The 26,299-nt window shown below is 68.2% G+C and carries 27 protein-coding genes and 1 tRNA gene; 14 read left to right on the top strand and 14 right to left on the bottom strand.

The genetic code is table 11. The features are described from left to right. Positions 1 to 120: 120 nt before the first annotated feature. Both CHU93_RS13815 and CHU93_RS13810 read right to left on the bottom strand, forming a co-directional pair. Entirely contained in the window at positions 121 to 2,157 is a 2,037-nt protein-coding gene (locus CHU93_RS13815; protein WP_094474753.1) for a hydantoinase/oxoprolinase family protein, read from the bottom strand. Continuing rightward, positions 2,154 to 3,098: a hydroxymethylglutaryl-CoA lyase gene (locus CHU93_RS13810; RefSeq protein WP_094474752.1), complete on the bottom strand. Its 945-nt coding sequence runs from the start codon at positions 3,096 to 3,098 to the stop codon at positions 2,154 to 2,156. The genes CHU93_RS13815 and CHU93_RS13810 overlap by 4 nt, the downstream gene beginning before the upstream one ends. 62 nt (positions 3,099 to 3,160) lie before the next feature. On the opposite strand from CHU93_RS13810, the gene CHU93_RS13805 reads away from it, so the two are divergent. Then, positions 3,161 to 3,799 carry an isochorismatase family protein gene (locus CHU93_RS13805; protein WP_094474751.1) on the top strand — a complete coding sequence of 213 codons (639 nt, stop codon included), beginning with the start codon at positions 3,161 to 3,163 and terminating at the stop codon, positions 3,797 to 3,799. Here the strand turns inward: CHU93_RS13805 and CHU93_RS13800 are convergent. Then, positions 3,766 to 4,422: a GntR family transcriptional regulator gene (locus CHU93_RS13800; protein ID WP_094474750.1), complete on the bottom strand. Its 657-nt coding sequence runs from the start codon at positions 4,420 to 4,422 to the stop codon at positions 3,766 to 3,768. The genes CHU93_RS13805 and CHU93_RS13800 overlap by 34 nt on opposite strands. Before the next feature lie 164 nt (positions 4,423 to 4,586). Between CHU93_RS13800 and CHU93_RS13795 the strand changes: the two genes are divergently transcribed. The 5 genes from CHU93_RS13795 (at position 4,587) to CHU93_RS13780 (ending at position 9,161) form a co-directional block, all read left to right on the top strand. Then, positions 4,587 to 7,145: a TonB-dependent receptor gene (locus tag CHU93_RS13795; protein WP_094474778.1), complete on the top strand. Its 2,559-nt coding sequence runs from the start codon at positions 4,587 to 4,589 to the stop codon at positions 7,143 to 7,145. Between the two features lie 217 nt (positions 7,146 to 7,362). Further along, entirely contained in the window at positions 7,363 to 7,497 is a 135-nt protein-coding gene (locus CHU93_RS18140; protein WP_279354570.1) for a hypothetical protein, read from the top strand. Positions 7,498 to 7,639: 142 nt separating this feature from the next. Then, entirely contained in the window at positions 7,640 to 8,062 is a 423-nt protein-coding gene (locus tag CHU93_RS13790) for a hypothetical protein (protein ID WP_094474749.1), read from the top strand. 2 nt (positions 8,063 to 8,064) lie between these two features. Then, positions 8,065 to 8,451 carry a VOC family protein gene (locus CHU93_RS13785; RefSeq protein WP_094474748.1) on the top strand — a complete coding sequence of 129 codons (387 nt, stop codon included), beginning with the start codon at positions 8,065 to 8,067 and terminating at the stop codon, positions 8,449 to 8,451. Between the two features lie 80 nt (positions 8,452 to 8,531). Next, on the top strand, positions 8,532 to 9,161 hold the full coding sequence (locus tag CHU93_RS13780; protein WP_094474747.1) for a peroxiredoxin-like family protein: 630 nt from the start codon (positions 8,532 to 8,534) through the stop codon (positions 9,159 to 9,161). Here CHU93_RS13780 and CHU93_RS13775 read toward each other — a convergent pair. From CHU93_RS13775 to CHU93_RS13755, 5 genes are read right to left on the bottom strand one after another with little or no spacing between them, the layout of a single operon-like run. Continuing rightward, the gene (locus CHU93_RS13775; protein WP_094474746.1) at positions 9,147 to 10,043 is read right to left on the bottom strand and encodes an MBL fold metallo-hydrolase; all 897 of its coding nucleotides are present in this window, start codon (positions 10,041 to 10,043) and stop codon (positions 9,147 to 9,149) included. The two genes, CHU93_RS13780 and CHU93_RS13775, sit on opposite strands and share 15 nt — an antisense overlap. Further along, positions 10,040 to 10,480, bottom strand: a complete 441-nt coding sequence (locus CHU93_RS13770; protein WP_094474777.1) for a DoxX family protein — start codon at positions 10,478 to 10,480, stop codon at positions 10,040 to 10,042. Before CHU93_RS13770 ends, CHU93_RS13775 begins: the two co-directional genes overlap by 4 nt. After that, on the bottom strand, positions 10,480 to 11,190 hold the full coding sequence (locus tag CHU93_RS13765; RefSeq protein ID WP_094474745.1) for an HvfC/BufC family peptide modification chaperone: 711 nt from the start codon (positions 11,188 to 11,190) through the stop codon (positions 10,480 to 10,482). The genes CHU93_RS13770 and CHU93_RS13765 overlap by 1 nt, the downstream gene beginning before the upstream one ends. Next, positions 11,180 to 12,019, bottom strand: a complete 840-nt coding sequence (locus tag CHU93_RS13760) for an MbnB/TglH/ChrH family RiPP precursor modification enzyme (protein WP_094474744.1) — start codon at positions 12,017 to 12,019, stop codon at positions 11,180 to 11,182. Before CHU93_RS13760 ends, CHU93_RS13765 begins: the two co-directional genes overlap by 11 nt. A 52-nt stretch (positions 12,020 to 12,071) precedes the next feature. Further along, on the bottom strand, positions 12,072 to 12,332 hold the full coding sequence (locus CHU93_RS13755; protein WP_094474743.1) for a BufA1 family periplasmic bufferin-type metallophore: 261 nt from the start codon (positions 12,330 to 12,332) through the stop codon (positions 12,072 to 12,074). A 272-nt stretch (positions 12,333 to 12,604) separates the two neighbouring features. On the opposite strand from CHU93_RS13755, the gene bufA2 reads away from it, so the two are divergent. The 3 genes from bufA2 to CHU93_RS13740 are packed head-to-tail and all read left to right on the top strand — an operon-like array spanning position 12,605 to position 14,475. Next, the gene (bufA2, locus tag CHU93_RS13750; RefSeq protein WP_094474742.1) at positions 12,605 to 12,868 is read left to right on the top strand and encodes a BufA2 family periplasmic bufferin-type metallophore; all 264 of its coding nucleotides are present in this window, start codon (positions 12,605 to 12,607) and stop codon (positions 12,866 to 12,868) included. Between the two features lie 60 nt (positions 12,869 to 12,928). After that, positions 12,929 to 13,762, top strand: a complete 834-nt coding sequence (bufB, locus tag CHU93_RS13745) for an MNIO family bufferin maturase (RefSeq protein ID WP_094474741.1) — start codon at positions 12,929 to 12,931, stop codon at positions 13,760 to 13,762. Beyond that, positions 13,759 to 14,475 (top strand): HvfC/BufC N-terminal domain-containing protein, encoded by a 717-nt coding sequence (locus CHU93_RS13740; RefSeq protein WP_086117792.1) that lies wholly within the window; start codon positions 13,759 to 13,761, stop codon positions 14,473 to 14,475. The genes bufB and CHU93_RS13740 overlap by 4 nt, the downstream gene beginning before the upstream one ends. On the opposite strand, the gene CHU93_RS13735 is transcribed toward CHU93_RS13740, so the two are convergent. Further along, the gene (locus tag CHU93_RS13735) at positions 14,444 to 15,388 is read right to left on the bottom strand and encodes a YeeE/YedE thiosulfate transporter family protein (protein ID WP_094474740.1); all 945 of its coding nucleotides are present in this window, start codon (positions 15,386 to 15,388) and stop codon (positions 14,444 to 14,446) included. The genes CHU93_RS13740 and CHU93_RS13735 overlap by 32 nt on opposite strands. Next, a complete protein-coding gene (locus CHU93_RS13730; RefSeq protein ID WP_094474739.1) occupies positions 15,385 to 16,665 on the bottom strand; it encodes an NAD(P)/FAD-dependent oxidoreductase in 1,281 nt (426 codons plus the stop codon). Before CHU93_RS13730 ends, CHU93_RS13735 begins: the two co-directional genes overlap by 4 nt. 80 nt (positions 16,666 to 16,745) lie before the next feature. Between CHU93_RS13730 and CHU93_RS13725 the strand changes: the two genes are divergently transcribed. Beyond that, entirely contained in the window at positions 16,746 to 17,375 is a 630-nt protein-coding gene (locus CHU93_RS13725) for a redoxin domain-containing protein (RefSeq protein ID WP_165768749.1), read from the top strand. On the opposite strand, the gene CHU93_RS13720 is transcribed toward CHU93_RS13725, so the two are convergent. After that, a complete protein-coding gene (locus tag CHU93_RS13720; RefSeq protein ID WP_165768748.1) occupies positions 17,367 to 18,281 on the bottom strand; it encodes a LysR family transcriptional regulator in 915 nt (304 codons plus the stop codon). The genes CHU93_RS13725 and CHU93_RS13720 overlap by 9 nt on opposite strands. A gap of 110 nt (positions 18,282 to 18,391) precedes the next feature. Between CHU93_RS13720 and CHU93_RS13715 the strand changes: the two genes are divergently transcribed. Continuing rightward, positions 18,392 to 18,964 carry a sigma factor gene (locus CHU93_RS13715; RefSeq protein WP_243375693.1) on the top strand — a complete coding sequence of 191 codons (573 nt, stop codon included), beginning with the start codon at positions 18,392 to 18,394 and terminating at the stop codon, positions 18,962 to 18,964. A gap of 6 nt (positions 18,965 to 18,970) precedes the next feature. Here the strand turns inward: CHU93_RS13715 and CHU93_RS13710 are convergent, their stop codons facing one another. Genes CHU93_RS13710 through CHU93_RS13700 form a run of 3 tightly spaced genes read right to left on the bottom strand, consistent with a single transcriptional unit; the run spans position 18,971 to position 23,051 of the window. Beyond that, entirely contained in the window at positions 18,971 to 20,515 is a 1,545-nt protein-coding gene (locus tag CHU93_RS13710; RefSeq protein ID WP_094474736.1) for a DHA2 family efflux MFS transporter permease subunit, read from the bottom strand. Then, a complete protein-coding gene (locus CHU93_RS13705; RefSeq protein ID WP_094474735.1) occupies positions 20,512 to 21,630 on the bottom strand; it encodes an HlyD family secretion protein in 1,119 nt (372 codons plus the stop codon). Before CHU93_RS13705 ends, CHU93_RS13710 begins: the two co-directional genes overlap by 4 nt. Next, a complete protein-coding gene (locus CHU93_RS13700) occupies positions 21,630 to 23,051 on the bottom strand; it encodes an efflux transporter outer membrane subunit (RefSeq protein WP_094474734.1) in 1,422 nt (473 codons plus the stop codon). The genes CHU93_RS13705 and CHU93_RS13700 overlap by 1 nt, the downstream gene beginning before the upstream one ends. A 69-nt stretch (positions 23,052 to 23,120) precedes the next feature. On the opposite strand from CHU93_RS13700, the gene CHU93_RS13695 reads away from it, so the two are divergent. The 3 genes from CHU93_RS13695 to CHU93_RS13680 all read left to right on the top strand — a co-directional run bounded on the left by CHU93_RS13695 (position 23,121) and on the right by CHU93_RS13680 (position 25,541). Continuing rightward, entirely contained in the window at positions 23,121 to 23,765 is a 645-nt protein-coding gene (locus CHU93_RS13695; protein WP_165768747.1) for a TetR/AcrR family transcriptional regulator, read from the top strand. 371 nt (positions 23,766 to 24,136) lie between these two features. Further along, complete coding sequence (locus tag CHU93_RS13685; protein ID WP_086117782.1) at positions 24,137 to 25,357, top strand: acyl-CoA dehydrogenase family protein; 1,221 nt, start codon at positions 24,137 to 24,139, stop codon at positions 25,355 to 25,357. A 97-nt stretch (positions 25,358 to 25,454) separates the two neighbouring features. Further along, positions 25,455 to 25,541: transfer RNA gene (locus CHU93_RS13680), tRNA-Leu, on the top strand. Positions 25,542 to 26,299: the final 758 nt, after the last annotated feature.

Here is a 26,299-nt window from a genome sequence, read left to right as displayed (position 1 = left end):
AACAGCAACCAGCCCGCAAGCAGGACCATGCCGCGTTCCCACCGGCTGGAGGAGCGGTTCAGGGCCCTGGCGGCCGGGCGCCGCGCGCGGGGATGACGGTCGGGCATCAGGCCAGCATCCTCACGCCGGGGTGATCAGCAGATTGCCGAAATCATCGACGGTGGCGATGTGGCCATTGTGGACCAGCGTCGTGGAGTCCATTTCGGTGATCACCGCCGGGCCCGGCACGATATCGCCGGCGCGCAGTCGGCTGCGGTCGAAAATGGCGGCAGCGCGGGCCTTGCCATCCATCCACACCTCGTGATCGCGCACCCGGGCGGCGGTGGGATTGCCGTCACCCTTGGCGATGCGTTCGGCCGAGACGTTGGCCGCCTTGCCCAGCGCCACGACGCGGATGTTGACCAGTTCCTGCGGCACCGAAAGATTGAAGGTGAACAGGCGTTTGTGTTCGGCATCAAAGCGTTCGGCCAGGCTGGCGATAGTGGAACCGGGCGGCGAGTAGAGTGGCACTTCAAAGGCCTGGCCGGCATAGCGCACATCAATCTCGACGCGGATTTCCACTTCACTCGCGGCCACGCCTTCGGCGGCCAGCTCGCCGCTGGTCTGGGCGATCAGCTCTTCAATCACCGCGCCGACTTCGGGATCGCTGGTCTGGGTGACCAGGCGGTTGAAGCTGCGTTGCGCATCGACCCGCAGGCGGGTGGTGGCATCGCCATAGGCGCAGAGCACGCCGGGCGAGGGCGGGATGATGACGGGCCAGGACCCCATCAGCATGCCCATAGCATTGCCGTGCAGCGGGCCGGCACCGCCAAAGGCCATCAGGGCGAAATCGCGCGGGTCATAGCCCTGCTGCACGGACACGAGCCGCAGCGCGCCAAACATCGTCTCGTTGACGATGGCGATGATGCCGGCCGCGGCCTCGAACAGGGACAGGCCAAGCGCGTCGGCCACCGTCTGCACCGCACGGCGGGAGGCTTCGCGGTCAAGCTTGAAGGCGCCGCCGAGGAGATTTTCCGGCAGATAGCCGAGGACGACATTGGCATCGGTGACGGTGGGCAGTTCGCCGCCACGGCCATAGGCGGCCGGGCCGGGCACCGCGCCCGCCGATTGCGGGCCGACGCGCAGCGCCTTGGTGAGTTCGGGCACGGTGGCGATGGAGCCGCCGCCTGCACCGACCGTCTTCACATCAAGGCTGGAGGCGCGGACGGTGAGGTGGCCCACGCTGGTTTCGCGGCGCAGGCGCGGCTGATAATCCTCGATCAGGGCGACATCGGTGGAGGTGCCGCCCATGTCGAGCGTCAGCACGTTGGGGAAACCGGCGTTCTTGGCGATCCACACCGCACCGGCCACACCGCCGGCCGGGCCAGACATCAGCAGGTTCACCGGGGCCGTCCGGCTCTTCTCTGCCGACATCAGGCCGCCATCCGACCGCAGCAGGTTCAGCTTGGCGGTGGTGCCCCAATCCTTGAGCGCGTTTTCGAGATTGCCGACATAGCGCGACACGGTGGGGCGCACCGCGCTGTTGGCCACGGTGGTGAGGGCGCGTTCATATTCCTGCATTTCGGGCAGGATATCGGCCGACAGCGAGATCGGCAGGCCAGGCAGCTCCTCGGCGCAGATTTCGGCGATGCGGCGCTCGTGCGCATCGTTGAGATAGGAGTTCATCAGGCAGACAGTGATGGCTTCCACCCTTTCCGCGGCCAGCCGTTTCAGGCTCTGGCGCAGCGCCGCTTCGTCGAGCGGGCGGACGATGGCACCATCGGCACCGATCCGCTCATGGGCTTCGATCGTGGCTTCCAGCGGCGCCATCGGCGTCGGCTTGGGCCACACAATCCAGGCGGCCAGGCCACCGGGCACGAGGCTGCGGGCGATCTGCAAGATGTGGCGATAGCCTTCGGTGACGATCAGGCCGACGCGGGCGATCTTGTGTTCCAGCACGGCGTTGGTGGCGACCGTGGTGCCATGCAGGAACATCGACAGATCGGCCGCCGAAATGCCGGCCTTGGCGGCCAACTGACGGGCGCCGGCGATCACCGCCTCGGAGGGATCATGCGGGGTAGAGGGCACCTTGTCGCGCACGGCGCGGCCGGTTTCCTCGTCGATCACGATCAGGTCGGTGAAGGTGCCGCCGACGTCGACTCCAAGACGATAGCTCACGATGTTGCTCCGGTGGGAATGGGGCGCGCAACGAAATCACCGGCCTTGCCCGCCCGGCTGGGCAGGGCCCGGCCCATGATGGTGGCAAACCAGGCGTTGGCGGCGAGGGTGGTTTCAAGATCAAGGCCATGGTCGATGCCCGACCGGCCAAACAGATAGAGCAGCTCTTCGGTGCCGACATTGCCGGCGGCACCCGGCGCGAACGGACAGCCGCCGAGGCCGCCAAGCGCCGAGTCAAAGGTTCGGCAGCCCGCCTGATAACCGGCCCAGGCATTGGCCGGTGCCAGGCCCCGGGTGTCGTGCAGGTGCAGGCGGATCGGGATGGGGGCGATGGCTTCGATCACCCGCTCGGTCAATTCGCCGACCTGGGATGGCACGCCGACGCCAATCGTATCGGCCAGCGCGATTTCCTGGGCGCCGGCATCGGCCATGCGGCGGGCCAGATCGATGACGCGGTCTGCGGGCACCGGGCCTTCATAGGGGCAACCGAAAGCGGCGCTGACGGTGACCTGGGCAAACAGGCCGGCGGCCTTGGCCTTGGCCAGCATGGCGCTGTTGGCGGTGATGCCATCGGCGATGCTCTGGCCCTGGTTGACGATGCCAAACGTGTCGCTCGCCACCAGCACGCAACCGGCTTCATCCAGCGGGCGGCGGCCATCCAATGTGGCGATGGCGCGATCAACGCCGCGTTCGTTGAGGCACAGGCCGATGTAGCGCACGCCCGGCGCATCCGGCAGGCCGGCGATCACCGCTTCGCCATCCGCCATCTGCGGCACGCGGCGCGGATTGACGAAGCTGGCCACCTCGATGCGGCGGGCGCCCATGGCCACCAACCGCTCGATCAGGGCGATCTTGTTGGCGGTTTCCACCAGATTGGCCTCGTTCTGGAGGCCGTCGCGGGGGGAAACCTCGACTATGGTGATGGCGGGGGTGGCAGACATGGGTTTTGTATACAAAGCTGCTGTGCCTCTGTATAGACGGCTTGACAGCGGGAGAGGTTGAGATGGTTGACGCAGGCGCGGATTATCGCAGCGCGGGCTTTGGCCAGGGGCTGGCGCCGGGAGCGCGGCCGGCGCTGTTGATGATCGATTTTGCCCGCGCATATTTTGCCGCCGGATCGCCGCTCTATGCGGGGGTGGAGGCGGTACGCGACGAGGCGGCGGCCGTGCTGGCGGCGGCGCGGGCGCTGGCCGTTCCGGTGCTGCACACGCGGGTGGAATATGAACCGGGCGGCGCCAATGGTGGCGTCTTCTACCGCAAGATTGCCGCGCTCCGGGTGTTCGACCGTGGCAGCCCGCTCGGCGATTTCGAGCCGCCGCTGCACCCCGTGCCTGGCGAGGCGGTGATCACCAAGCAATATCCATCGGCGTTTTTCGGTACCGATCTGGATGCGCGGCTGCGGGCGCTGGGCATCGACACGCTGGTGATCTGCGGCCTGTCCACCTCCGGCTGTGTGCGGGCCAGCGCGGTGGATGCCATCTGCTGCGGCTATGTGCCGCTGGTGGTGGAAGATGGCGTGGGGGACCGGTTGGACAGCGTGCACGCAGCCAATCTGTTCGATCTGAAGGCCAAGACCGCCGAAATCATGCCGGCCGCCGAAATCATTGCCTATTTCGAAGGGCTTGCAGCGCGGAAGGCGTGAAGCGCGCGGTGGATGTGGGCGGCCATCACGGCGCGCGCCCAATCGGCATCACGCGCCGCAAAGGCTTGAATCAATTGATCATGTTCGTTGGCTGAGCGCATCAGATCATCGCGGGCATAGCGGGTGGCGGTGCGCCGCACGATCGGCTGTTCCACCAGGCTGGCCAGCATGGTGGCCAGCCGGGCCGAGGCCGAGGCCCCGATGACGAGATCGTGAAAGCGGCGGTTTTCGGCAAGGAAGCGCGCCACATCGGGTTCATCGGCGGCCAACGCATCGTGCAGGGCCTGGTTGCAGGCCTTCAGCGCGGAGAGGCCATCGGGGCTGAGCCGGCGCGCGGCGCGGGCGGCGGCATGGCCTTCCAGCATGGCGCGCAGGGCAAAGATTTCAGCCACATCGTCCACATCCCAGGCCGCCACCACCAGCCGGCCGCCGGGGGTGCGGATGGCATAATGTTCCGCCTCCAGCCGTTTCAGTGCCTCACGCACCGGCGTGCGCGACACGCCAACGATATCGGCCAGCGCCTCTTCGCGCAGCGGGGTGCCGGGGCTGGCATCGCCGGCCAGGATCAGGCCGCGGATTTCGGCATAGGCCCGTTCGGATGCTTTGTCGGACGCGGTGGTCATGGCTGTTGGTCCGGACTGGATGGAAAACTGTTGCAAAGCGGTGACGCCCGCCGCCGTTTGCATGGATGTGGCGCATTGGCAGCTTGCCAGCGGACGCTTTTGTATACAAGAGCGGCTGAATCGCGCGGCAGGGAGTGGCCGCGCACCAACCGGGAGTGGGCAAGATGCAGGATTTCGTGGCCGAAACGGGCAATCAGGTGACCGCGCGCCGCGCACTGGTGACCGCGCTGCTGCTATCGGCGGCCGCCGTTGCATCGCCAGCTGCCGCCCAGCAGGCCGCCGCCACCGAGGATGCCGGTGACGAGATCATCGTGACCGCCCGCCGCAACAGCGAGCGGCTGGTGGACGTGCCGGCCACCGTTTCGGTGATCACCGCAGAGACGCTGGCCGCCACCGGCACCTTCCGCACCCAGGAAATGGTGCAGCTCACCCCCGGCGTCACCATCGTGTCGGGTTCGGCCGAGGCCGGTGACACCCAGATCAACATCCGCGGCCTCAACGGCGCCCGCGACGCCGAATCGAGCGTGGCGCTGGTGGTGGATGGCATCTTGAAGACCAACACCGCCCAGCTGAACCAGGTGCAGGGCACGCTGCGCCAGGTCGAAGTGCTGAAGGGGCCGCAGGGCGCCATCTATGGCCGCAACGCCGCCGCCGGCGCCATCGTGATGACCACGGTGAAGCCCGGTGACGTGATCGAGGGCGCGTTCCGCGCCAATTATGGCGAGCTCGCCACCGGCCAGGCCTTTGGCCATGTGGCGGGGCCGATTGCCGATGGCGTTGGCTTTGTGCTGTCCGCCAACTACCAGACGACCGATGGCTTCTGGCGCAACGAATTCCTCGGCAACCGCAAGGTCGTCGACGATCAGGAAAATTATGGCATCGATGGCCGTGTCGTCGCCAAGCTGGGTGATGCCACCACGCTTGATGTGAAGGCCCGCCACGCCCGCCTGTCGGGCGCGTCGATCAACTTCAACGCCAGCTTCCATCTGCCGAATTTCGCAGCGGTGAACCCGGCCTTCTATGAAAATGTCAACAACCGGCAGTTCCGTTATTACGGCAACATCCGGCCGACCAACGAACAGACCACCTGGGAAGCCAGCGCCCGCATCGAGCATGAGTTCGAAAAGGGCAAGCTGACGGCGTGGACGCTGTTTTCCGATGTCGACCAGTCGCTGACCGCTGATGGGACGTCGGCCGATTTTGCCCGCTATATCAGCAACATCAACAACCCCACCAGCCAGGCGGTGAACAACCGCTGCTTCGCCACCACGGCGCAGCTCACCGGCTTTGGCCTGGCCGCCCCCACCTTCATCGGCCAGATCCCAGTGCCGTTCATCTTCGCGCCGGCCAACGGCTCCACCTTTGGCGCCTACAGCCCGACCACCTGCGACGGCACCCAGCTGCAGACCCGCAAGCAGAAGGATGTCTCGGCCGAAATCCGCTATGCCAGCACGCTGGATGGCCCGCTCAACTGGTCGGTTGGCCTTTATTATCTGAACATCCGTCGCGAAACCGGCGTCAGCCTGGGCGCCGATCTGGGCCAGGGCGTGTCGCCCACGCTCTACAACGCGCCGGGTTCGTCAAACCCGACCAGCCAGCTGTTCAACGACCGGTTCAACACCGATGTCTATGCCGCGTTCGGCACCGTGGACTGGAAGGCCACCGATGCCTTCACCGTGGGCCTGGCCATGCGCTATGACATTGAACGCCGCCGCGCCACCAATCTGGTGCCGCTGGTGAATGATCCGATCACCGGCGGGCCGATCAACCCCGGCCAGAATGGCGCCGCCATCCCGCCGGCCGCCAACACGTTCAAGCAGCTGCAGCCCAAGATCACCCTGGGGTACAAGCTGAACGACGACACCAATTTGTTCGCCAACTGGGGCGTGGGCTTCAAATCGGGCGGCTTCAACAACCAGGGTTCGGCCGCCATCGTCGCGCAGAATTTCAACAACGGCGTGACCGTAGGCACCATCAACGCCGGCGTGCGCATCAACGATCAATATCGCCTGGAACGCTCGTCGGCGTTTGAAGCCGGCATCAAGGGCAGCCTGTTCGACAACCGCATCAGCTATGACCTCGCCGCCTATTACACCCAGGTGCGCGACATGCAGTTCTTCGAATTCTTCGTCGGCGGCTTTGGCCTGCTGCGCGTCGTCTCCAATATCGACCGGGTTGATGTGTGGGGCGCCGAAGCCAATGTTTCGGCCAAGGTGGTCGATGGCTGGACGCTGTTCGCCTCGGGCAACCTCAATGGCAGCGAGATCAAGAAGAACAGCAGCCGGCCCGACACGGTGGGCAACAAGAGCCCCTATACCGCCGATTACACGCTGAATGTCGGCACCCAGGTCAGCCTGCCGGTGACCGATGGGCTGAAGGCCAATTTCCGCGCCGATTATCGCCTGACCGGCCCGACCTGGTTCCACAGCGTGCAGAACCAGGAAAAGCCGACCCTGTTCAGCGGCCTGCTGCCGATCTCCGCGCTGGCGCTGCCCGCCGTGGTGGGCAACGCCCGCTATGACGTGACGCGCCGCAACGCCTTCGGCATCGTCAACCTGCGCGCCGGCATCGAAGGCAAGAACTGGACCGCTTCGGTGTTCGCCAACAACCTGCTCGACAAGCAGTGGCTGAACGAAGTCATCCCCGCCATCGAATTTGGCGGCTCGTTCATCTCGCCGGGCCAGCGCCGCGTGATCGGGGCTGAAATCGGCTTCAGGTTCTGATATTGTCTCCAGTGTGCTGCCTCCCCCCGGGGCAGCCACTCTGGCGGGGAGGGCCCGCCCGGCCCCTCGCTCTACCCCCACTCAGGAGCGAGGGGCCGTTTGTGTTTTGGGGGAGGGATGCAGCGCGGACCCCCTGAGCAGCCGGTTGGCGCGCTGATTGATCCTCTGGGTGCGGTTGTTCCCATGCACCGGCCGCCACCGGGCCCGGTCCGCACCGATGCTGATCTGGGCGCATCGGCCGGCGCCTTGTTTGGACCTGGAAAGCGGCAAGGTCAGCCTGGATTCTGATCGGGCAATGGCCCGCTTCGAGGCCGCCGGCATCGACCTGCTGGCCCGGTTGCGAAGTGGTTGATGCCGATCCGCAGCGTCTGGCTGTCGAGCGGAGGCTTCGGCAAGGTTGCGGCTGTTCGTGGACGAGGTTGGCCGAGCGCTGCAAAATATGTAGCATACGCTACAATTCTGCGCCATGATGGCCCATCAAGCGGAGTGGGAACATGAACGCGGCGCAGCAGCGGGGCTGGATGAAATTCACGGCGCTGGGCATCGGCCTGTTTGGGCCCTTGTTCTCGCTGGGCACCGTGCCGGCGCTGGCCGAGCCGGCGCGCTGGTCGCTTGATCTGCTCGCCTGGCCGCTGGACGGGGCACAGGATTATGCGGCCGATACCACCCGGTTCCTCACGGCCATCACCGGGGGCTTCCTGCTGGGCTGGGGTGTGATGGTGTGGGGGCTGGCCACCCGGCTGCATCCGCTGGCGCCCGAGCCGGTGCGGCGCATCATTCTGGCCGGGCTGCTGGCCTGGTTCATGCTGGACAGCGCCGGATCGATCGCATCCGGCCACGCCGCCAACGCCGGGTTCAACATCATCGTGCTGCTGATCCTGGTCGGCCCGCTGTGGTGGCCGGCGCGGGAGGGGTGAGAATGGCGCTGCGGCTTGACCATCTGACCATCCTGTCGCGCGATCCCGCGGCCAGCGCCGCCTGGTATGGCCTGTTGCTGCCGCATCTGGGCTTTGAACGGGTGAAGCCGCACATCTGGCGCAATGCGGATGGCCTGAATCTGCAATTTGGCGCCGCCCGGCCGGACACCGCCCCCTATGAACGCTATGGCGCCGGCACCAACCATATCGGTTTTGCCGCGCCCGATATCGCCTTTGTCGAGGCGCTGGCCGCGCGCTTGGCGGCCGCTGGCCACGTGGCGCGGCTGCAGCGGTTTGACGACGGCACGGTGGCGCTGTTCCTGCCCGATCCCGATGGCCTGCGCATCGAGGTTTCGTACTACCCGCCGGGCATCCCGCCCGTGCAATGATGCGGGCGATAGCGACTGGCTATGCACTCCATGTTGCGCCGTGGCTGGGCGCTGCTGGCGGCGGGGTTTAGGGAATCGCAATGATGGTTGCCCAACCCCAGCCGCTGCGCGGCCCGGTGGTCGATCCGGTCTGGCACGCGCGGGCCGATCGCCTGGTGGCACGGCTGGCGCGGCTGGGGACCGGCCGGCTGGCCCCGGCGGCCGGCCAGCGCTTTCCCAATCTGGCCCTGCCGGCTGCCGATGGCCGGCTCACCACCCTGGCTGGCCTGTGCCACGATGGGCCGATCGTGTTGAGCTTCCATCGCGGCCTGTGGTGCCCGTGGTGCCGGGCCGAGGTGGAAAGCTGGCAGGCCGCGCGGCCCCAGTTGCGCGATACCGGCTGCCGGCTGGTGCTGGTGACGCCCGAAACCGGCGGAAGGGCCCAGGCCATGGCCGAACGGGTTGGCCCGGATGCCCATGTGCTGTGCGATGTCGATTTCGGCGCCAGCACGGCGTTGGGCCTGGCCTTCTTCATGGGCGATGAGCTGCTTGCGGCCTATCGCGATGCTGGCCTGGATCTGGCGGCCCATTATGGCGCGGCCAGTGGCATCCTGCCGATCCCGGCCACCTATGTGATCGAAGTTGGTCTCAGGGTGCGCTTTGCCCATGTCGACATCGACTTTCGTCGCCGGGCCGATCCGGCCGATGTGCTGGCCTCATTGCGGTGGTGAGGCGGCATAGCAGGCGCCATCGACAGCAATGCTGACCGGGCCGGCATAGGATTGGCGCAGCGCGGCAAGGCCTTCATCCTGCCGGTCGAGCGCGCGTTTCATGTTGTGGGACAGCACCAGCTGGCCAGCCTGGAGTACGGCCGCCGCGGCGCCGATCCGGGCCGGTGGGCGGTGCAGGCCACGCGGCTGGCCGGGGCCTTCCGGGATGGCGTGGTGCATGATCAACAGGCCGGGCCGGCTGGCGGCCAGCGCGGCATCGAAGCCGGCGGAAAATTCGCTCTGATCGCCGGCCAGAACGGCGGTGGCGCCGCCGCTGCGCACCACAAAGGCCAGCGCTGGCACCACGCCATGGTGCACGGCAATGGCCGACAGGCGATAATCCGGCCAGTCGACCAGCAGGGTTTCGTGCGGCCGGTCGGGATCGCCGCTGGGCACGTCGGTGATGGCCAGCCGGGGCTGTGGCCCAGCCAGCCAATCAGCCAGATAGCGATAGGCACCCGATTGTTCGCCCAACAGGGCCATCACATGCTGACGGGTGCCGGGGAACAGCCCGCGGCCATCCGGCCCGAACAGGGCCAGCCTTGCCGGCGGATCGGCAAAATTGGCCGATTTCAGGATGGCCGGCAGATCGCCGGCATGATCGACATGCAGATGCGACAGCGCAATCGCGTCCAAGCGTTCGGGCGCCACGCCGGCTTCACCCAGCCGCAGCAGCGCGCCCGGCCCGGCATCGATCAACAGGCGCGGCCGGCCGGCAATGTGGACGAGATAGGCAGGCCCGGCGCGGCCTTCGGCAATGGGCCCGCCCGAACCCAGCACCGCCACCGCCAGGCCGCTGGCCGGGCAGGCCAGCGCGCCGGCCATCAGCACCGCCAGCATCATGGCGCGGCCCGGCGATCCAGCCCCAGCAGATGATCCAGCGACAGGGCGCCGGGCCCACGCGCGATGATCGGCAACAGGATCGCCGCCCAGCTGAGATGCGTGGGCCAGGCATCGGGATAGACAAAGATCTGGATGGTGGCTGTCATGCCCAGCAGGCCGAGCGCGCTGGCCCGGGTGAACAGGCCCAGCGCCAGCAGGATGGGAAAGGCATGTTCGGCATAGGTGGCGGCATGGGCGGCAATATCGGGCGGCACCAGCGGCAGGGCATATTCATATTCGAACAGGGTGTAGGTGCTGTCCTTCAGGGTGATAAGGCCATCCACCTTGGTGCGCCCCGACAGGAAGAAGATGGCGCCAATGCCCAGCCGGCATAGCAGCAGCCACAGCGATTCCGGCAGGCGCGACAACAGGGCAGCAACAGCGGCATAGGGCTTCATCATCCGTCTCCAACAGCAGGAACAAGGGCACCGGCCGCAGCGATGGCCGGCAGATGCGGCAGCCCATCGGCGGGCAGCTGCGCCAGCGGCGTGCGGCGTTTCAAGGCCTCCAGCAGCGGCAGTGCCGCGGCCGGCAGGGCGGTGATCAGGCACTGGCCATCGCGGCGGCTGATCAGCGCCAGCTCGCCAGCGGCTGGAAATTCATCGGGCCAGGCCGCGCCCGGCTGGTGCGCCTGCCACAGGCTGGCAATCGGCGCGGCAGACCATACCCACCTGGTCGCCGGTGCCAGCGGCCAGCAGCGTGCCGGATCAAGCCGGCGCGGCCGGCGCGGCGGATCGGCGGCAAACAGCGCCCCCACCACCGCCTGTTCCAGCCGCGCCATGTCGGGCAGCCAGGGCCAGTCGCCAGCCGGCAGCGCCTGGACCAGCGTTTCATCGAGCCCCCGGCCATACAGGCACAGGCGCGGATCGGCCGGGGGGCAGCGGCGGGCATGGCGCTGGGCCAGATCGGCAAAGGCCGCTTCGCCCATCAGGGCCAGCAGCACCGGAAAATTGCTGGCCAGCGCGGCGGTGGCGGCCGCCATGGCATTGTTGGCATGCACGGCCACCGCCCGCGCCAGGCCCGGGGCCAGTGGCACGGCATCGCCCGCCAGCAGCCGGGCGAACCAGGCTTCGAACCGGGCCGGGGATGACAGGCCTTCAACCGCCATGATGCACACAAGCAATCAGGGCGCTGGCCTGGGCAGCTTCGGCCAAGAGATCGGCCAGCGGCGGCAGTTCGGCATCGCGTTCGACCAGCATGGGTCGCGGGCCGGTGCGGGCCAGCAGGCGGGCGGCCAGCGCCCACACCGGCGCTGCCACCGGCGCATCATGGCTGTCGATCAGCAATTGGCCCATGGCGTCGGGGCGATGCCCGGCAACATGGATTTCGCCCACCGCCTCGGCCGGCAGCTGATCCACCAGCCAGCCCGAATCCAGCCCCAGATTGTGGGCCGAAACATGGATATTGTTGCAATCAACCAGCAGGCCACAGCCGGTGGCCAGCGCCAGTTCGGCCAGAAATTCATGCTCGGCCATGGCATGGCCGCCCACATCGCCATAATGCGACGGGTTCTCGATCAGCAGCCGCCGCCCCAACGCATCCTGGGCCCGGTTGACGTTGCCGATGATCAACGCCAGCGCCTTGGCCGTGCGCGGAAAGGGCAGGAAATCCGGCACATGCCAGCTTCCCACCGGCTGCCCCACAAGCTGCCAGGCCAGATGGTCAGACAGCAGCGCCGGCTGCACGGCATCGCACAGCTGGCGCAGGGCCTTCAGATGGCGGGCCGGGGCCATGCGGGTGCCGGCCAGCGCCAGCCCCACGCCGTGCAGCGAGATGGGGTGGCGTTCGGCAAGGGCCAGCAAGGCCGCACGCCGCGGGCCGCCGGCCACCATGAAGTTTTCGGCATGCACCTCCAGCCACAGGCCATCGGGCAGCGTGACGCTGCCCGATGCCAGTTCGGCCAGATGGGCCATGCGCAGGCCGATGCCCGCGCCCAACGGCCGTCCCGGGCGCAACCCGGCGCGCAAGCTGCCGTGCATGCCGAAGGGATCAGGCCGGGGTCAGCGAGCCGCTGCCCTTGGGGGTCTTGATCTTGGTGCAGGTGCCGGCCGGCACCAGTTTCCAGGCGTTCTTCTGATAATCCACCTTCGACGTGCCGGCACAGCTGGTGCCCGCTCCGGCGGCGCAATCATTCTGCCCGGCCTTGGCCACGCCAAAGCATTTTTCCATCTTGGGCTTTTCGGCCGCAGTGGCGGCGCTGGCGGCCAGCGCGGCCAGCACGGCGGCGCCCAACATCGTCTTGGCTGTCATGGTCTGCCTCCTGCCGCCTGCCCTTGTGCATTCCATACGGGGCGCGGCTGCCCCGGGTTCGGGGTGAGAGGGGGCAGCCGCGCCGATGCCAGCGGGGGAGGCGGACCAAAAGGGACGCCGGCATCTGGATGGTCATTCGCAGCGGCGGCATCATGGGTTACAGTGCCGGTGGCTGTAACCTTTGGTGTGGCCGGCCCGGATTGCCAGTGTCGCCACCAAGGGGAGGCGGCACCCCAGGGGGCCCGGCGCGTTCGGGCCGCCCAGCCATGGAGATGAACATGCTCGCTACCCGTATCTCGCTTGCCACTGCCGCCGCCGCCATCGCGGTCACCGGCGGGATCGCCGTTCAGGCCCAGACCAAGGCTGCCGACGACAAGGTGGTCCACTGTTATGGCATCAACAGCTGCAAAGGCACCTCTGACTGTGCGACCGCCAGCAGCGCCTGCAAGGGCCAGAATGCCTGCAAGGGCCAGGGCTTCAAGGCGCTGACCGTGAAGGCCTGCAAGGCTGCCGGTGGCCGTCTGACCGAAAAGTAAGCCCCGCGCCAGGGCCGGTTCCCCCCGGCCGGCCCCAAGCGGCCTGGAAACGGAGCGGTGATGATCCCGCCCCCACAGCGCAGCCTGTATGGCCTTGGCCTCAGGCGCCCCCACCATGCGGATTTTCTGGCCGGTGATGTGCCGGTGGATTTCGTGGAGGTGATTTCGGAAAATTTCATGGTGGATGGCGGCCGCCCAGCCGCCGTGCTGGCAGGGGTGCGCCAGCATCATGACGTGATCCTGCACGGCGTGTCGATGAGCCTTGGCACCGCCACCGGGCTGGACACCGCCTATCTGGCCCGGCTGCGCCAGTTGGCTGACACGGTCCAGCCGCTCTGGGTGTCGGACCATCTGGCCTGGACCGGCATCGACGGGGTCAACAGCCATGATCTGCTGCCCATCCCCTACAGCGAGGAAGCGCTGGCCGTCGTGGCGCGCAACATCGATCAGGCCCAGGCGGCGCTGGGCCGGCCGATCCTGGTGGAAAATCCGTCCACCTATCTGGAATTTCACAGCAGCACCCTGGCCGAATGGGAATTTCTGACCGCCCTGGTGCAGCGCACCGGCTGCGGCCTGCTGCTGGATGTGAACAATATCCATGTTTCGGCGCACAACCATGGCCGCGATCCGCTGGACTGGCTGGATGGCCTGCCGTGGCACGCGGTGCGCCAGCTGCATCTGGCCGGCCCCAGCCAGGGCCAGGATGGCCTGTTGATCGACACGCACGACACGCCGGTGCCGGGCCGGGTGTGGGCCCTGTATGAAGAGGTGCGGCGCCGCACCGGGCCGGTGGCGGTGATGATCGAGCGGGATGATGACATCCCGCCGCTGGCCGATCTGCTGGCCGAGCTTGACCGCGCCCGGCTGGGCGAGGCCGAGGCGGCACGACCATGACCGGCCTTGCCGCGTTGCAACGCCAGTTCCAGGCCGGCCTGATGGCCGGCAATCTGGCAGGCCTGGCCGATGCGGTGGTGCGACCGGCGGGCCTGGCCGTCCACACCCATGCCGCCCGCGCCATGCTGGTGGAAGGGCTGGCCGACAATTTCGCCAAGACGTTGCACTGGCTGGGCGGCGATGCCTTCACCATGCTGGCCCTCGATTATGCCGCCATCAGCCCATCCAGCAGCTGGACCCTCGCCGATTATGGCGAGGATTTCCCGGCCTTCCTGCACCGCCACCTGCCCGATGATCGCGAGGTGCCGGAACTGGCCGCGCTGGATTGGGCGCTGCGCACCGCCTTTGGCGCGGCCGATCCCGCCCCGGCGCTGTGGGCCGAGGCTGGCGGGCTTGATTGGGAAGGGCTGCGGCTGCGGCTGGTGCCGGGGGCGTGCCTGCTGGCGTTCGCCACCAATGCCGATGCGATCTGGGCGGCCATTCCGGATCACCCCATCGCCCCGGCGCCGGCCCCGGGCTGGGTGCTGGTGTGGCGCGACGGGCCTGACCCGCGCTTTCGCCGGCTGGATGAGGGCGAGGGCGGCTTGCTGTCGGCGGTGGCGGCCGGCCAGGCCTTTGGCGCGGCCTGCGATGCCAGTGGTGCCAGCGCGCGCCAGATCGGCGGCTGGCTGCAGATCTGGCTCAGTGCCGGCCTGCTGGTGCCGCGCGGTTGATCGCCGGCAGCGCGCCCAGCAGCAGGATCGTCAGGTTCATCAGGGCAAAGGCCAGCAGGGCAGTGGCCGCACCGGCCGGCGCCGATCCCAGCAGCAGCGCATCATTGCCGCCGGGGATCAGGCCGATGCCCAGCATCATCAGCACCCCGCCGGCCAGGCTGCGGCCAAGCGCCGGCCAGCCCCGCCACTTCAGATGCAGTTGCCCGGTCATCCAGCCGGATGCCAGCGCGCCTGCCAGGGTGGCGAGCGCGGCGCGCAGCCCGGCCGTATCGGCCACGGCTGTGCCGCCGGCCCAGGCCCGCGCGCGGGCGTTGACCACATCGGCCCAGCTCCAGCCCGGCAGCGCGACGAACAACAGGCTGCCGGCCGCCCCCATCGCCGCCATCGTCACCGCCAGCCGGCGCGCATCCGCCCCCTGCCGCGCCAGCCAGCGCCCGGCCAGCATCAGCACCACCGCCCCGGCCAGCACCAGCATCAGACCGGCGCCATCGGGTTGGGCAAAGCGGCTGGGTGGCAATTCCACCCGCCAGCCCAGCAGGCGGCCCAGCGCATCGCCGGCCACAATGCCCAGCGGCAGGCCGATCAGATGCAGCTCGCCATTGCCCATGCGCCACAGCGATCCCACCATGCAGGCGCCATTGACCAGCGCGCCCGTGCCCAGCAGCACCGCGCCCAGCAGCAACGGCAGGGCCAGCGGCGCATTGCCCGGCAGCTGGCCGCCGCGGCCCAGCGCCCAGGCCACCGGCAGGCAGACCAGGGTGGCCGCCCCGCCCGCCACGGCAAAGCCCATCAACAGCCGGGCATCGCGCGCCACCCGCCAGCGGCGCACCGCCACCACCCCGCAGGTGCCGCCCTGGTGGGCGGCAAAGCCCACCACCGCCGCCGCCAGCAGGCATGCCAGCATCAGCATCATCGCATGTCGCTTTCCTGCTGGGTGATCAGCCGGGCCGAGGACTCAAACGTGAGATAGCGCCACAGCCAGTTCGCCCCCACCACCAGCCGGTTGCGAAACCCGGCGAGGAACCACAGATGCACCGTGCACCACAACAGCCAGGCCGGCGCGCCCGCCAGCTTCAGCCAGCCCAGATCGGCAACCGCATGCGAACGGCCGATGGTGGCCATGCTGCCGGGATGGCGATAGCGGAAGGCCGGCACCGCCTGCCCGGCGCGGCGGGCCAGGATGGCCCTTGCGGCATGGGCGCCCATCTGCTTGGCGGCGGTGGCCACACCGGGCACGGGCTGGCCATCGCGGCTGGTGGCGGCGGCCGTGTCGCCCACCACGAAGATCGCCGGATCATCGGGCAGCGCCAGATCGCTGCCCACGATCACCCGGCCGCTGCCATCGGCCGCTGCGCCCAGCCAGCTGGCCGCTGGCGAGGCCGCCACCCCGGCTGCCCACAGCGTCACGCAGGCGGGCAGGCTGTCGTCGCCCAGCATGATCCGGCCGGGTTCCAGCGCGGTGACGCGGCTGTTCAGCCGCACCTCCACCCCCAGCCCGGCCAGCGCCTGCGCCGCCGCGGCCGACAGGCTGGGCGGCAGCGCCTTCAGCAGCCGGTCACCACTGTCCACCAGCACGACGCGCACGCAATTGCGGGTGATGTGCGGGAAATCCCGTTCGGCGGCATGGCGGGCGAGTTCGGCAATGGCACCGGCCAGTTCCACCCCGGTGGGCCCGCCGCCCACCACCACGAAGGTCAAGTGCTCGGCCCGGGTTTCGCGCTGTTCGGCGCGCATGGTTTCGGCGCGCTCCAGCGCCAGCAACAGATCGCGGCGCACCCGGATGGCATCGTCGATGGTCTTGATGCCCGGCGCATGTGCTGCCCATTCGGGATTGCGGAAATAGGCATGGCGCGCGCCGCTGGCGATGATCAGCGCGCCAAAGCGCAGGCTGCCGCCGCTGGCCAGCTGCAGCTGGCGCGCTGCCCGGTCGATGCCCACCACCGTGTCCATCAGCACGCTCACGCTGGGCCATTGGCGCAGGATGGCCCGGATGGGCGCGGCGATATCGGCAGCCGAAAGCCCGGCCGTGGCCACCTGATACAGCAGCGGCTGGAACAGATGGTGGTTCTGCCGATCAATCACCACCGTGGCGACACCGGCCGCGCCCAGCACGCGCGCGGCGGCCAGCCCGGCAAAGCCGGCCCCGATGATCACCACCGGATCCTGATCCGTTGCGCCGCTGTTTGCCATGCACGGCTGTTCGCATGGCAGCGGCGGCGCGTTACAGTGGCCTCTGGCGCTGCCCGCCTTGCCCGGATTATCACCACGGCATGACACCCATCGCCCCGGCGCTGGACGCCGAAACCCGCCGACTGGCCGCCTATGCCCAGGCCTATGATGCGTTGGTGGCCCAACTGGCCGCGCGGGGTGCCGGCCGCCGGGCGCCCCGCGTGGGCCAGCGCTTCCCCGGTTTTGCCCTGCCCGATGCGCAGGGGCGTTTCCACACGCTGGCCCAGTTGCTGGCCGGCGGCGATGCGCTGGTGATCAGCATCCATCGCGGCCTGTGGTGCCCCTGGTGCCGGGTGGAAAGCGCCGGCTGGGGTGATGCCGGCACCGCGCTGGCCGCTGCCGGCGGCCGGCTGGTGACGATTTCGGCCGAAGTGGATGGCAGTGCGGCGGCCCTGGCCGAACGGGCCGGCGCATTGGCGCTGGTGGATGTCGATCTGGGCCTGTGCCTGGCGTTGGGCCTGGTGATCAGCCTGCCGGCCGAGATGACCGCAGCCTATCGCGATGGCGGCGATGATCTGGCGCTGTTGTTGGGCGGCAGCGGCCGGCTGCTGCCGATTCCGGCCACATTCCTGATCGATGCGGATGGCATCGTGCGCTTTGCCTTTGTCGATCCCGATTTCCGCCGCCGCGCCGAACCGGCTGCCGTGCTGGCAGCCTTGCGATCAGGCTGAACCATTGGCCCAGTTGCGGGCGCGGCTGGCGCGCAGGAAGCTTTCCGCCGCCAGGCTGCGCCGCCGCCCCTGGATCCCGGCCAGCACGACATCGGCGCTGATCGCCGTGCCGGCCACCGGCACCGCACACATGGCCAGATCGCGCGGATCGGGCATGAAGCCGGTGCCCAGCCCGGCGGCGATCAGGCGCTTGAGCTGGCCGACATCGCGGGCCGCATGGCGCAGGTTCAGGGTGATGCCCACCACCTCGGCCTGCCGGCGCAGCGCAGCCATGCCTTCGCAGCCATGGTCCACCAGCGGCTCGCGCGCCAGATCGGCCAGGCTCACCGCCGGCTGGTTGGCGGCGGGATGATCGCGGCGCACCACCATGCGATAATCGTGGCTGAACAGCCGCCACGCTTCGAACCGTTCCGGCGCGTCGGCCGGCGCCTCGATGATCATCAGGTCCAGCTGGCCGGCCAGCGCCTGCGCCAGCAGATCGGCACTGGTGCCGCCCACCACATTCAGCTGCAGCCCCGGCATCGCATCGGCCAGTTCGGCCAGCACCGCATCCAGCGTTGCTGATTCCACCAGCGAACACACGCCCAGCACCAGGGGCGCCACCTGGCCCTTGCCAAAGCCCTTGGCCAGCGCCTTGGCATCCTCGGCAGCGCGATAGGTGCGTTCCAGATGGGGCAGCATCAGCCGGCCCAGTTCGGTCAGGTGGGTGCGCGCCCGTTCGCGCCGGAACAGCGCGCCACCCAGCTCCTCCTCCAGCTTCTGGATGGCTCGGGTCAGCGATGGCTGGGCCACGTTGCAGGCCTCTGCGGCGCGCGTGAAATTGAGCAGCCGGGCCGCCGCGAGGAAATAGCGGATCTGGTGCATTTCCATGACGTTGCCCATCCTATCATTGCTGCGCTGCACCACAAGGGGCCGGCGTTGGCCATAGCCGGCCGGTATCAAACCAATGCACCCGCGATGCCTGTGCGAGGCCCCATCCCGCGACGACATTAGGCCGCGTGAATGGAGGGCAGTCCATGACCAGCAAGGTAAAGCCGGCCCGGCGGCGTGCATCAGCCGGGACCACCGACAAGACGGCGCACTGGGCCGCGCTGATGGCGCGGGGGCGCGCCGGCGATGCCCGCGCCTATGATGCGCTGCTGGGCGAAACCGCGGTGTGGCTAGGCCGCTATTTCCAGCGCCGGCTGCCGGCCGCCCATGTCGAGGATGCCGTGCAGGAAACCCTGATCGCCCTGCACCATCGCCGCCATGATTTCGATTGCAGCCAGCCGCTGCGGCCGTGGCTGGCGGCCATCGCCCGCTTCAAGTGGGTGGACCGGCTGCGCCTGATGGAGCGCGAAAAGACCCCGGTGCCCTGTGACAGCCATGTCGCCAGCCACGAGATCGACGTGCTGTCCTGCCATGCCGTGTCTGGCCTGCTGGGCCAGTTGCGCCCGGCCCAGGCCGAAGCCATCCGGCTGGTGAAGATCGACGGCCTGTCGATCATGGAGGCATCAGCTGCCACCGGGCAGTCGCAATCGCTGATCAAGATCAACATCCACCGCGGCCTCAAGCGGATGGCGGCCGGCTGCCTGGCGCTGGCCGATTGACCGTCCTCAGTGGCCGCCGCCCATCGGGCCGCTGATGTTGACCTTGGGGATCAGCCACACCAGCGCGGCCGCCGCAAAGAACAACAGCGCGGTGCCGGCATAGATGTGCAGATTGGCCAGCGTGGCGGCCTGCACGTCCAGCACCCGGTCAAGCGCAGCGCGGGCCTGATCGGCGGAAAGGCCGCCGGCTTGCAGCCGGGCCAGGCTGCTGTCCACCCCGTTCATGCCATCGGCCATGGCTGCCCGCACCTGGCGCGATTCATTGTCCCACTGGCTGGTGGCGATGGCGGCCCCGATCGCACCGCACAAGGTGCGGCAGAAATTCTGGATGCCGGCGGCCGACACGCTTTCCTCCGGCTTCACGCTGGCCATCGCCAGGCTGGACAGGCCGATGAAGAAGAAGGGCATGCCGATGCCGGTGAGCAGGTGGGGCCAGACGAGGTGCAGATAATCGCTGTCGGTTGACCAGGTGGTGCGCCAGGCCGCCATCAGGCCCAGCCAGATCACGCCAAAGGTGACGGTGATGCGCGGATCAATCCTGGTGAGCGACAGCCCGGCCGCCGGCGCAATCAACACGGAAAACACGCCGATCCAGGCCACCGTGTAACCGGCCTGGGTGGCCGTGTAGCCGAACACTGATTGCAGCCACAGCGGCGTGAGCACGACCACCGCAAAAAAACTGCCAAAGCCGATGCTGATCACCGCTGTCGCCGCTGCAAAGCCGCGATGGCGGAAGATCTTCAGGTCAACGATCGGGTGATCGTCGGTCAATTCAAAGATGATGAAGGCGATGGTGCCCACCGCCGCGACAATGGCGAGGATCACGATTTCGGTGGAACCGAACCAGTCCTTCTCCCGCCCGGTGTCGAGCATGATCTGGAAGGCACCCACCCCGATGATCAGCAGGATGAAGCCGATGATGTCGATCGGCTGGCGCTTCAGCGGGGTTTCAAACGGCTTCATCTGCCGCGCCACCGCGAACAGGCAGATCGCCACCACCGGCAGGTTGATGAAGAAGATCCAGTGCCAGCTCACATTGTCAGAAATCAGCCCGCCAAGGATCGGCCCGAAGATCGGTGCTGCCGTGGTGGTGGCGGCCCACAGGCCAATGGCTGCGCCCTGTTTCTCGCGGGGGAAGATGGATTGCAGCAAGGCCTGCGACAGCGGCATGATCGGCCCGCCGGCAAAGCCCTGGGCAATGCGGAACAGCACCAGCGCCTCCAGGCTCTGGCTGAGACCGCAGAGCAGGGAAAAGAAGCCAAAGCCGAACAGCGACACGCCAAACCAGCGCACCACGCCAAAGCGCGCCGCCAGCCAGCCGGCCAGCGGCACCGAAATCGCCTCGGCCACCGAGTAGCTGGTGACGGCCCAGGTGCCCTGCGATGGCGCCACCGCCAGGCTGCCGGCGATGCTGGGAATGGAAACATTGGCGATGGTGATATCCAGCACCACGACAAAATTGGCCAATGCCAACGACATGGCCGCAATCCACAGCTTGGCGCCGGTCAAGGGGACGGGCGTCGCCGGCTGGGCTGGCGTGGCGGTTGTCATTCGCGGGTGTCCACCACCGCCGTCATCGACAGGCCGATGCGCAGCGGGTGCGCCTTCAGTTCGGCGGGATCCAGCGTGATGCGCACCGGCAGGCGCTGCACCACCTTCACCCAGTTGCCGGTGGCATTCTGCGCCGGGATCAGGGCAAAGGCCGCCCCCGTGCCGCCCGCCATGCCGGTCACCCGGCCGTGATAGACGACATCGCCACCATAAAGATCAGACGTCAATTCAACGGCTTGGCCGGTCTTGATGGCTTTCAGTTGGCTTTCCTTGAAATTGGCATCAACGAACAGGCCGGCGGTGGGCACCAGCGTCATCAACGGGGCGCCGCCGGCCACGCGCTGACCAACCTGCACGTTGCGGTTGGTGACGATGCCGGCAATCGGCGCACGGATCACGGTGCGGGCCAGATCCAGCCGGGCGCGATCCAGCATGGCCTGGGCGGCGCACACATCGGGCGCGGTGGCGATGGTGACATTCCTGACCAGAGCCGTGGCCGCCGCGGCATCGCCGGTGGCCGCACGGGCGCCATCGGTGGCTGCGTTCACGGCATTGGTGGCCGCACTGTGCGCAGCGGTGGCTGCCGCGAGCGCGGCACGCGCCGCCGCCAATTCCTCGGCCGAAACCGCACCGCTGCCGGCCAATTGCTGGCGCCGTTCAAACTCGCCGCGGGCGCGGGCCAGCACGGCATCGGCTTCGGCCAGGCGGGCGCGGGCTGCGGCCACATCCGCCTGCCGGCCGGCGGCGCGGGCCCCGGCCGCATCGGCATTGGCCGCGGCCTGGGTGAAGCGCTGCTGCGCCTGGGCCAGCGCGGCTTCGGCCTGGGCCACGGCAATCCGGGCATCGGCATCATCCAGCACCACCAGCACATCGCCGGCATTCACCGCCTGGGTGCCGCCCACCAGCACCCTGGCCACCGTGCCGGGCAATTGCGGCGTCACCTGCGCGGTGTCGCCGCCCACATAGGCATTGTCCGTCTCCACCCGGCCGCGTTCAGAGGCGGCCCACCACAGGCCAGAGCCCAGGCCGGCGATCACCACCACGCCGGCCAGGATGCGCAGGGCGCGGGCGCGCTTCGGATTGGCGGCAGGCGCCAGGGTTTCGGTTTCGGCCATCAGCCACGCTCCTGTTCACGAAAGCCGCCGCCCAGCGCGCGCACCAGCGCGACATCGGCGGCAAGGCGGAATGCGGTCACATCGGCCAGCGCCCGGCGGGCGCCAACCACGGCATCATCAGCAATCAGCACGGCGAGCTGGCTGGACAGGCCGGCCTGATAGCGCAGCGCCGCCACCCGCCGCGCGGCCTCAGCCTCCTGCAGGGCGGCCTGTGCCGCCGCCTGCTGATCGCCCAGCGCCACCACGGCGCTGGCGGCATCGGCCACTTCATTGAAGGCACGCAGCAACGTCGCATCATGGGCGGCCAGCACCGCCAGCCGGTTGGCGCGGCTGCCCTTCAAGTCGGCGGCGCGGCGGCCGCCATCCAGGATCGGCAGGTTCAGCGCCGGGCCGAACTGGGCATAGAAACTGTTGCCGTTCAACAAGGTGTCAAAACCCAGCGACTGCTGCCCGATGGTGGCATTCAGGCTGAGATTGGGCAGAAACGCCCGCCGCGCCACCCGTTCCTGCTCCCCGGCCACCAGCACGCGCAGCCGGGCGGCGGCCAGATCGGGCCGGCGGGCGATCAGGTTGATCCGTGCGCCCTCCGGCAGGCCGGGCGGCAGCGGCATCAGCTTTGGCGCTGCAGTGCTCAGCCCGCGATCCGGCCCGGCGCCCAGCAACAGGCCCAGCCGGTGGCGGGCGACCAGCACCTGCTGGCCGGCCGCACTGGCATCGGCGCGGGCCAGCGCCAGCCGGCTGGCGGCCTGGGCGCGGGCGCCATCATTGTCCAGCCCGGCGGCAACCCGGCCGGCGGTGAGATCCAGAGTCTGCTGGCGGATGGCCAGCGCATCGGCCGCCACCGCCTGCCGATCGAGCGCGGCGGCGAGATCGGCATAGGCCTGGGCGACACTGGCCGACAGCATCAGCCGGGCCTGATCCCGCTCCACCGCCAGCGCATCGGCCTCCCGCCGGGCGGCGCGCAGCGCGGCACGCCCCTGCCCCCACAGATCAAGGTTCCAGCCAGCCTGCAGATTGACCTGGCCGAATTCGCGCACGCCAGGCGGCACGAACTGCGGCGGGATGCCGAGATTCTTGGACAATTGCTGCCCGCCCAGCGTGCCGGTGGCATTCAGCGTCGGCAGCAGCCCGGCCCGGCTCTGCCGCGCGGCGGCATCGGCCGCCGCCAGCCGTGCATTGGCCAGCGCCAGGTCGGGATTGGCGGCGAGCGCCTCTTCAATCAGGCCAGCAAGCTGCGGATCGCCCCAGCCGGCCCACCAGTCCGCCGCCGGCCAGGCGCGGCCGGGCGTTTCCGCCAGGCTTTGTTCGGCGGCCACACTGGCGGTGGTGCGCACGCCGGGCGCCGGGCCCAGCCGGGGCGGCATGGCGCAGGCGGCGACCGTCAGCAGCAGGGGAAGAAGCAGGAAAGGCTTGCGATGCACGGGCGACTCGGGCGATACTGGTCAGTACAGAAAGGGGTTTGAGCCGTGCTCAGCGCGCCGTCAAGTGAATTGATACCGACCAGTACAGAAGATTGCGGCGCCGCCCCGCCGCCGGCCGCCGATCCGCGCCGCCAGGCCTATATCGCCGCCGCCCAGCGCCTGTTCTTCGCCCATGGCTATGGCGCCACCTCGATGAACGCCATCGCCGCGGCCGTGGGCGGCAGCAAGACGACGCTGTGGAGCCTCTTCCCCTCCAAACTCGCGCTGTTCGAAGCGGTGGTGGACATGGTGGTGCAGCAATATGGCACCGCTCTCACCGTCGATCTCGACAGCGCGCCCGATATCGAATCCGCCCTGATCCGCATGGGCGACGCCATCATGGACACCATCATGTCTGACCCGATCACCGGCATCCACCGACTGGTGATGGGCGAAGCCGCCCGCGTGCCCGAACTGGGCCGCGCCATGTTCGAACGCGGCCCCGGCCCCGGCATGGCCCGCTTCGCCGCCTGGCTCGCCCGCCAGATGGCCGCCGGCACCCTGAAACAAGGCGACCCCACCCTCGCCGCCCAGCAATTCAGCGGCCTGTGCCGCGCCGGCGTGGTGGACCGGCACCTGATGGGCATGACGAGCGCCGGCGATAAGGCAGAAGGCCGGCGCGAAGTGCGGGCGGCGGCGGCGACGTTCCTGGCGGCGTGGGGCCTGTCGCGTTGACGGGGCAAGATTGGGCCGGTGTCGAGGCCGTTGCCCAATTGTTGAGAGCCGAATGGGGCGCTGACCGGCCGTCTCCCCGTGCGGATCAACCACCCCGGCTGCATGGCCATTGGCGGGCCAGGGCTTGACGTGCTGTCTGTCGCATCGGCGCGCGACGGATGGGCTGGCGCGGTGCTGGCAGGTCAGCGCCATGCCGGCGATGTGCGCGATCATGAGGGACATGCGCCAGCCCAGCTTCGCGATTTGCCCGCCAGCCACGTCCATTTGGCGGCCGGTTAGGCAATTTCCCGCTCTTTTCATTTTGCCAGTGGCGAAGCAGCCTTGGGCATGACAGCCTGCTCCGGATAATCCACCCAACGGGAAGACGCGCTATGCATTTTGATCACAGTGACAAGACGAAAGCCCTCATCGAAAAGCTGCGCGGCTTCATGGATGAGCATATCTATCCCAACGAGGAGCGGTACCAGCAGGAAGCCCATGAAGGCGAGCGCTGGAAGGTGATCCCGGTGATCGAGGAGCTGAAGCCCAAGGCCCGTGCCGCTGGCCTGTGGAACCTGTTCCTGAACATTTGCGATCATGACACGGGGGAATGGAAGGGCCCCGGCCTCACCAACCTTGAATATGCCACCCTGGCCGAGGAAATGGGCCGCGTCGGCTGGTCGTCGGAGGTGTTCAACTGCTCGGCGCCCGATACCGGCAACATGGAGGTGCTGCGCACCTATGGCAGCGAAGAGCAGAAGCGCCAGTGGCTGCGCCCGCTGATGGATGGCGAAATCCGCTCCGCCTTCCTGATGACCGAGCCCGCGGTCGCCTCGTCGGATGCCACCAACATCGAAACGTCCATCCGCCGCGACGGCGACGAATATGTGATCAACGGCCGCAAATGGTGGTCATCGGGCGTGGGCGATCCGCGCTGCAAGATTGCCATCGTGATGGGCAAGACCGACACCAGCGCCCCGCGCCACCAGCAGCAGAGCCAGATCCTGGTGCCGCTGGACACGCCGGGCATCACCAAGCTGCGGCCGCTCAACGTCTTTGGGTTCGACGACGCGCCGCACGGCCATTTCGAGGTGATCCTCGACAATGTGCGCGTGCCTGTCTCCAACATGATCCTGGGCGAAGGCCGCGGCTTTGAAATCGCGCAAGGCCGCCTTGGCCCGGGCCGCATCCACCACTGCATGCGTTCCATCGGCGCTGCCGAGCGCGCGCTGGAAAAGATGGTGAAGCGCCTGAAATCGCGTGTCGCCTTCGGCAAGCCGATTTCGGAACACAGCCTGTGGCACGAACGCATCGCCGATGCCCGCATCGCCATCGAACAGGCCCGCCTGCTCACGCTGAAGGCCGCCTACATGATGGACACGGTGGGCAACAAGGCCGCCGCCAACGAGATCGCCATGATCAAGGTGGTGGCCCCCAACATGAGCTGCATGATCCACGACATGGCCATCCAGGCCCATGGCGGCGGCGGCGTCTGCCAGGATTATGGCCTCGCCTCGGGCTATGCCGGCCAGCGGACCCTGCGCCTGGCCGACGGCCCGGATGAAGTGCACCGCCAGGCCATCGCCAAGAACGAGCTCAGGAAGTACAACTAAGTCGGTTTTGGAAGTGGGGAAGGGCTTGCACGCCAAGCCCTCCCCTGCTACCCGCCGCTTCATGCCGAAGGGGCCTCGTGCCCCATTTCCCTGGTGTGCGGCCATGGCGGAATTGGTAGACGCGCAACGTTGAGGTCGTTGTGGCCGAAAGGCCGTGGAAGTTCGAGTCTTCTTGGCCGCACCACGCAGTTTCAGGGTTGACCGTTTATCGGGGCCCGGGCTGCGCTCTCTCTAAAAACTGCCCATTCTCCGTGGGTTTGCGGCGAGCCCGCGCCCGGCTTGTGGTCAGAGACCCGGTTCTCAGCCCCACACATTGGCAAGGAAAGAGCCGGAATCTCTCTGCGAAAGTTCCCGGCTTCACGTCAGTTTGGCAGGTTTGCAGCGGCTAGACCGCGAGACCGAATTCCCGCTCTTGCTCGTCCCAGGCGAGCGGAATCGGCGCCGACATAAGCACACGGCGGGTCAGCGTCTTCGGCTGAGTGCCAGCAGCGATTNCGACGATCTTGGGGCTGATCCACGAGAGGCGGAGCAGCCTGGCCAAGTGGGTGCGGCACCGCCCTTCCCGCTTGCCCAGCTGGTTGAGGCTGAGTTCAGGCGCTTGCAACACCAAGCGCTGCACCTCCATGGCCTCGGCCATCAGCGCGACCAGTTCAGCATCATATCGGTCATCGCTACGCCTTGCCTCGATTTTCAGCTTTGCTTCGCGGAACGGCCGGCTGCTGACTGGCCTCGGGATGGGATGGGACCAGGTGACAGGCCCTTGGGCATCTAGAGCCGCCGGCTGCAGTTCAACCTGCATGTCCTGCTTACCCACATGGATCGCCGTGACGAAGCTGCGCAGTGCATCTTGGGCGCGTTCTGGGCGCGCAAGATCCTGCGCCAGCCGCCGTGCCCTCTCGAACTGTAGCGCGACGATCAAGGTGAGAACTACGCGACGATCAG

The organism is Sandarakinorhabdus cyanobacteriorum (genome assembly GCF_002251755.1).
Taxonomy (GTDB): Bacteria; Pseudomonadota; Alphaproteobacteria; order Sphingomonadales; family Sphingomonadaceae; genus Sandarakinorhabdus; species Sandarakinorhabdus cyanobacteriorum.
Note: the sequence above shows the minus strand (reverse complement) of the source record. Positions and strands in the feature narration are given on the sequence as shown.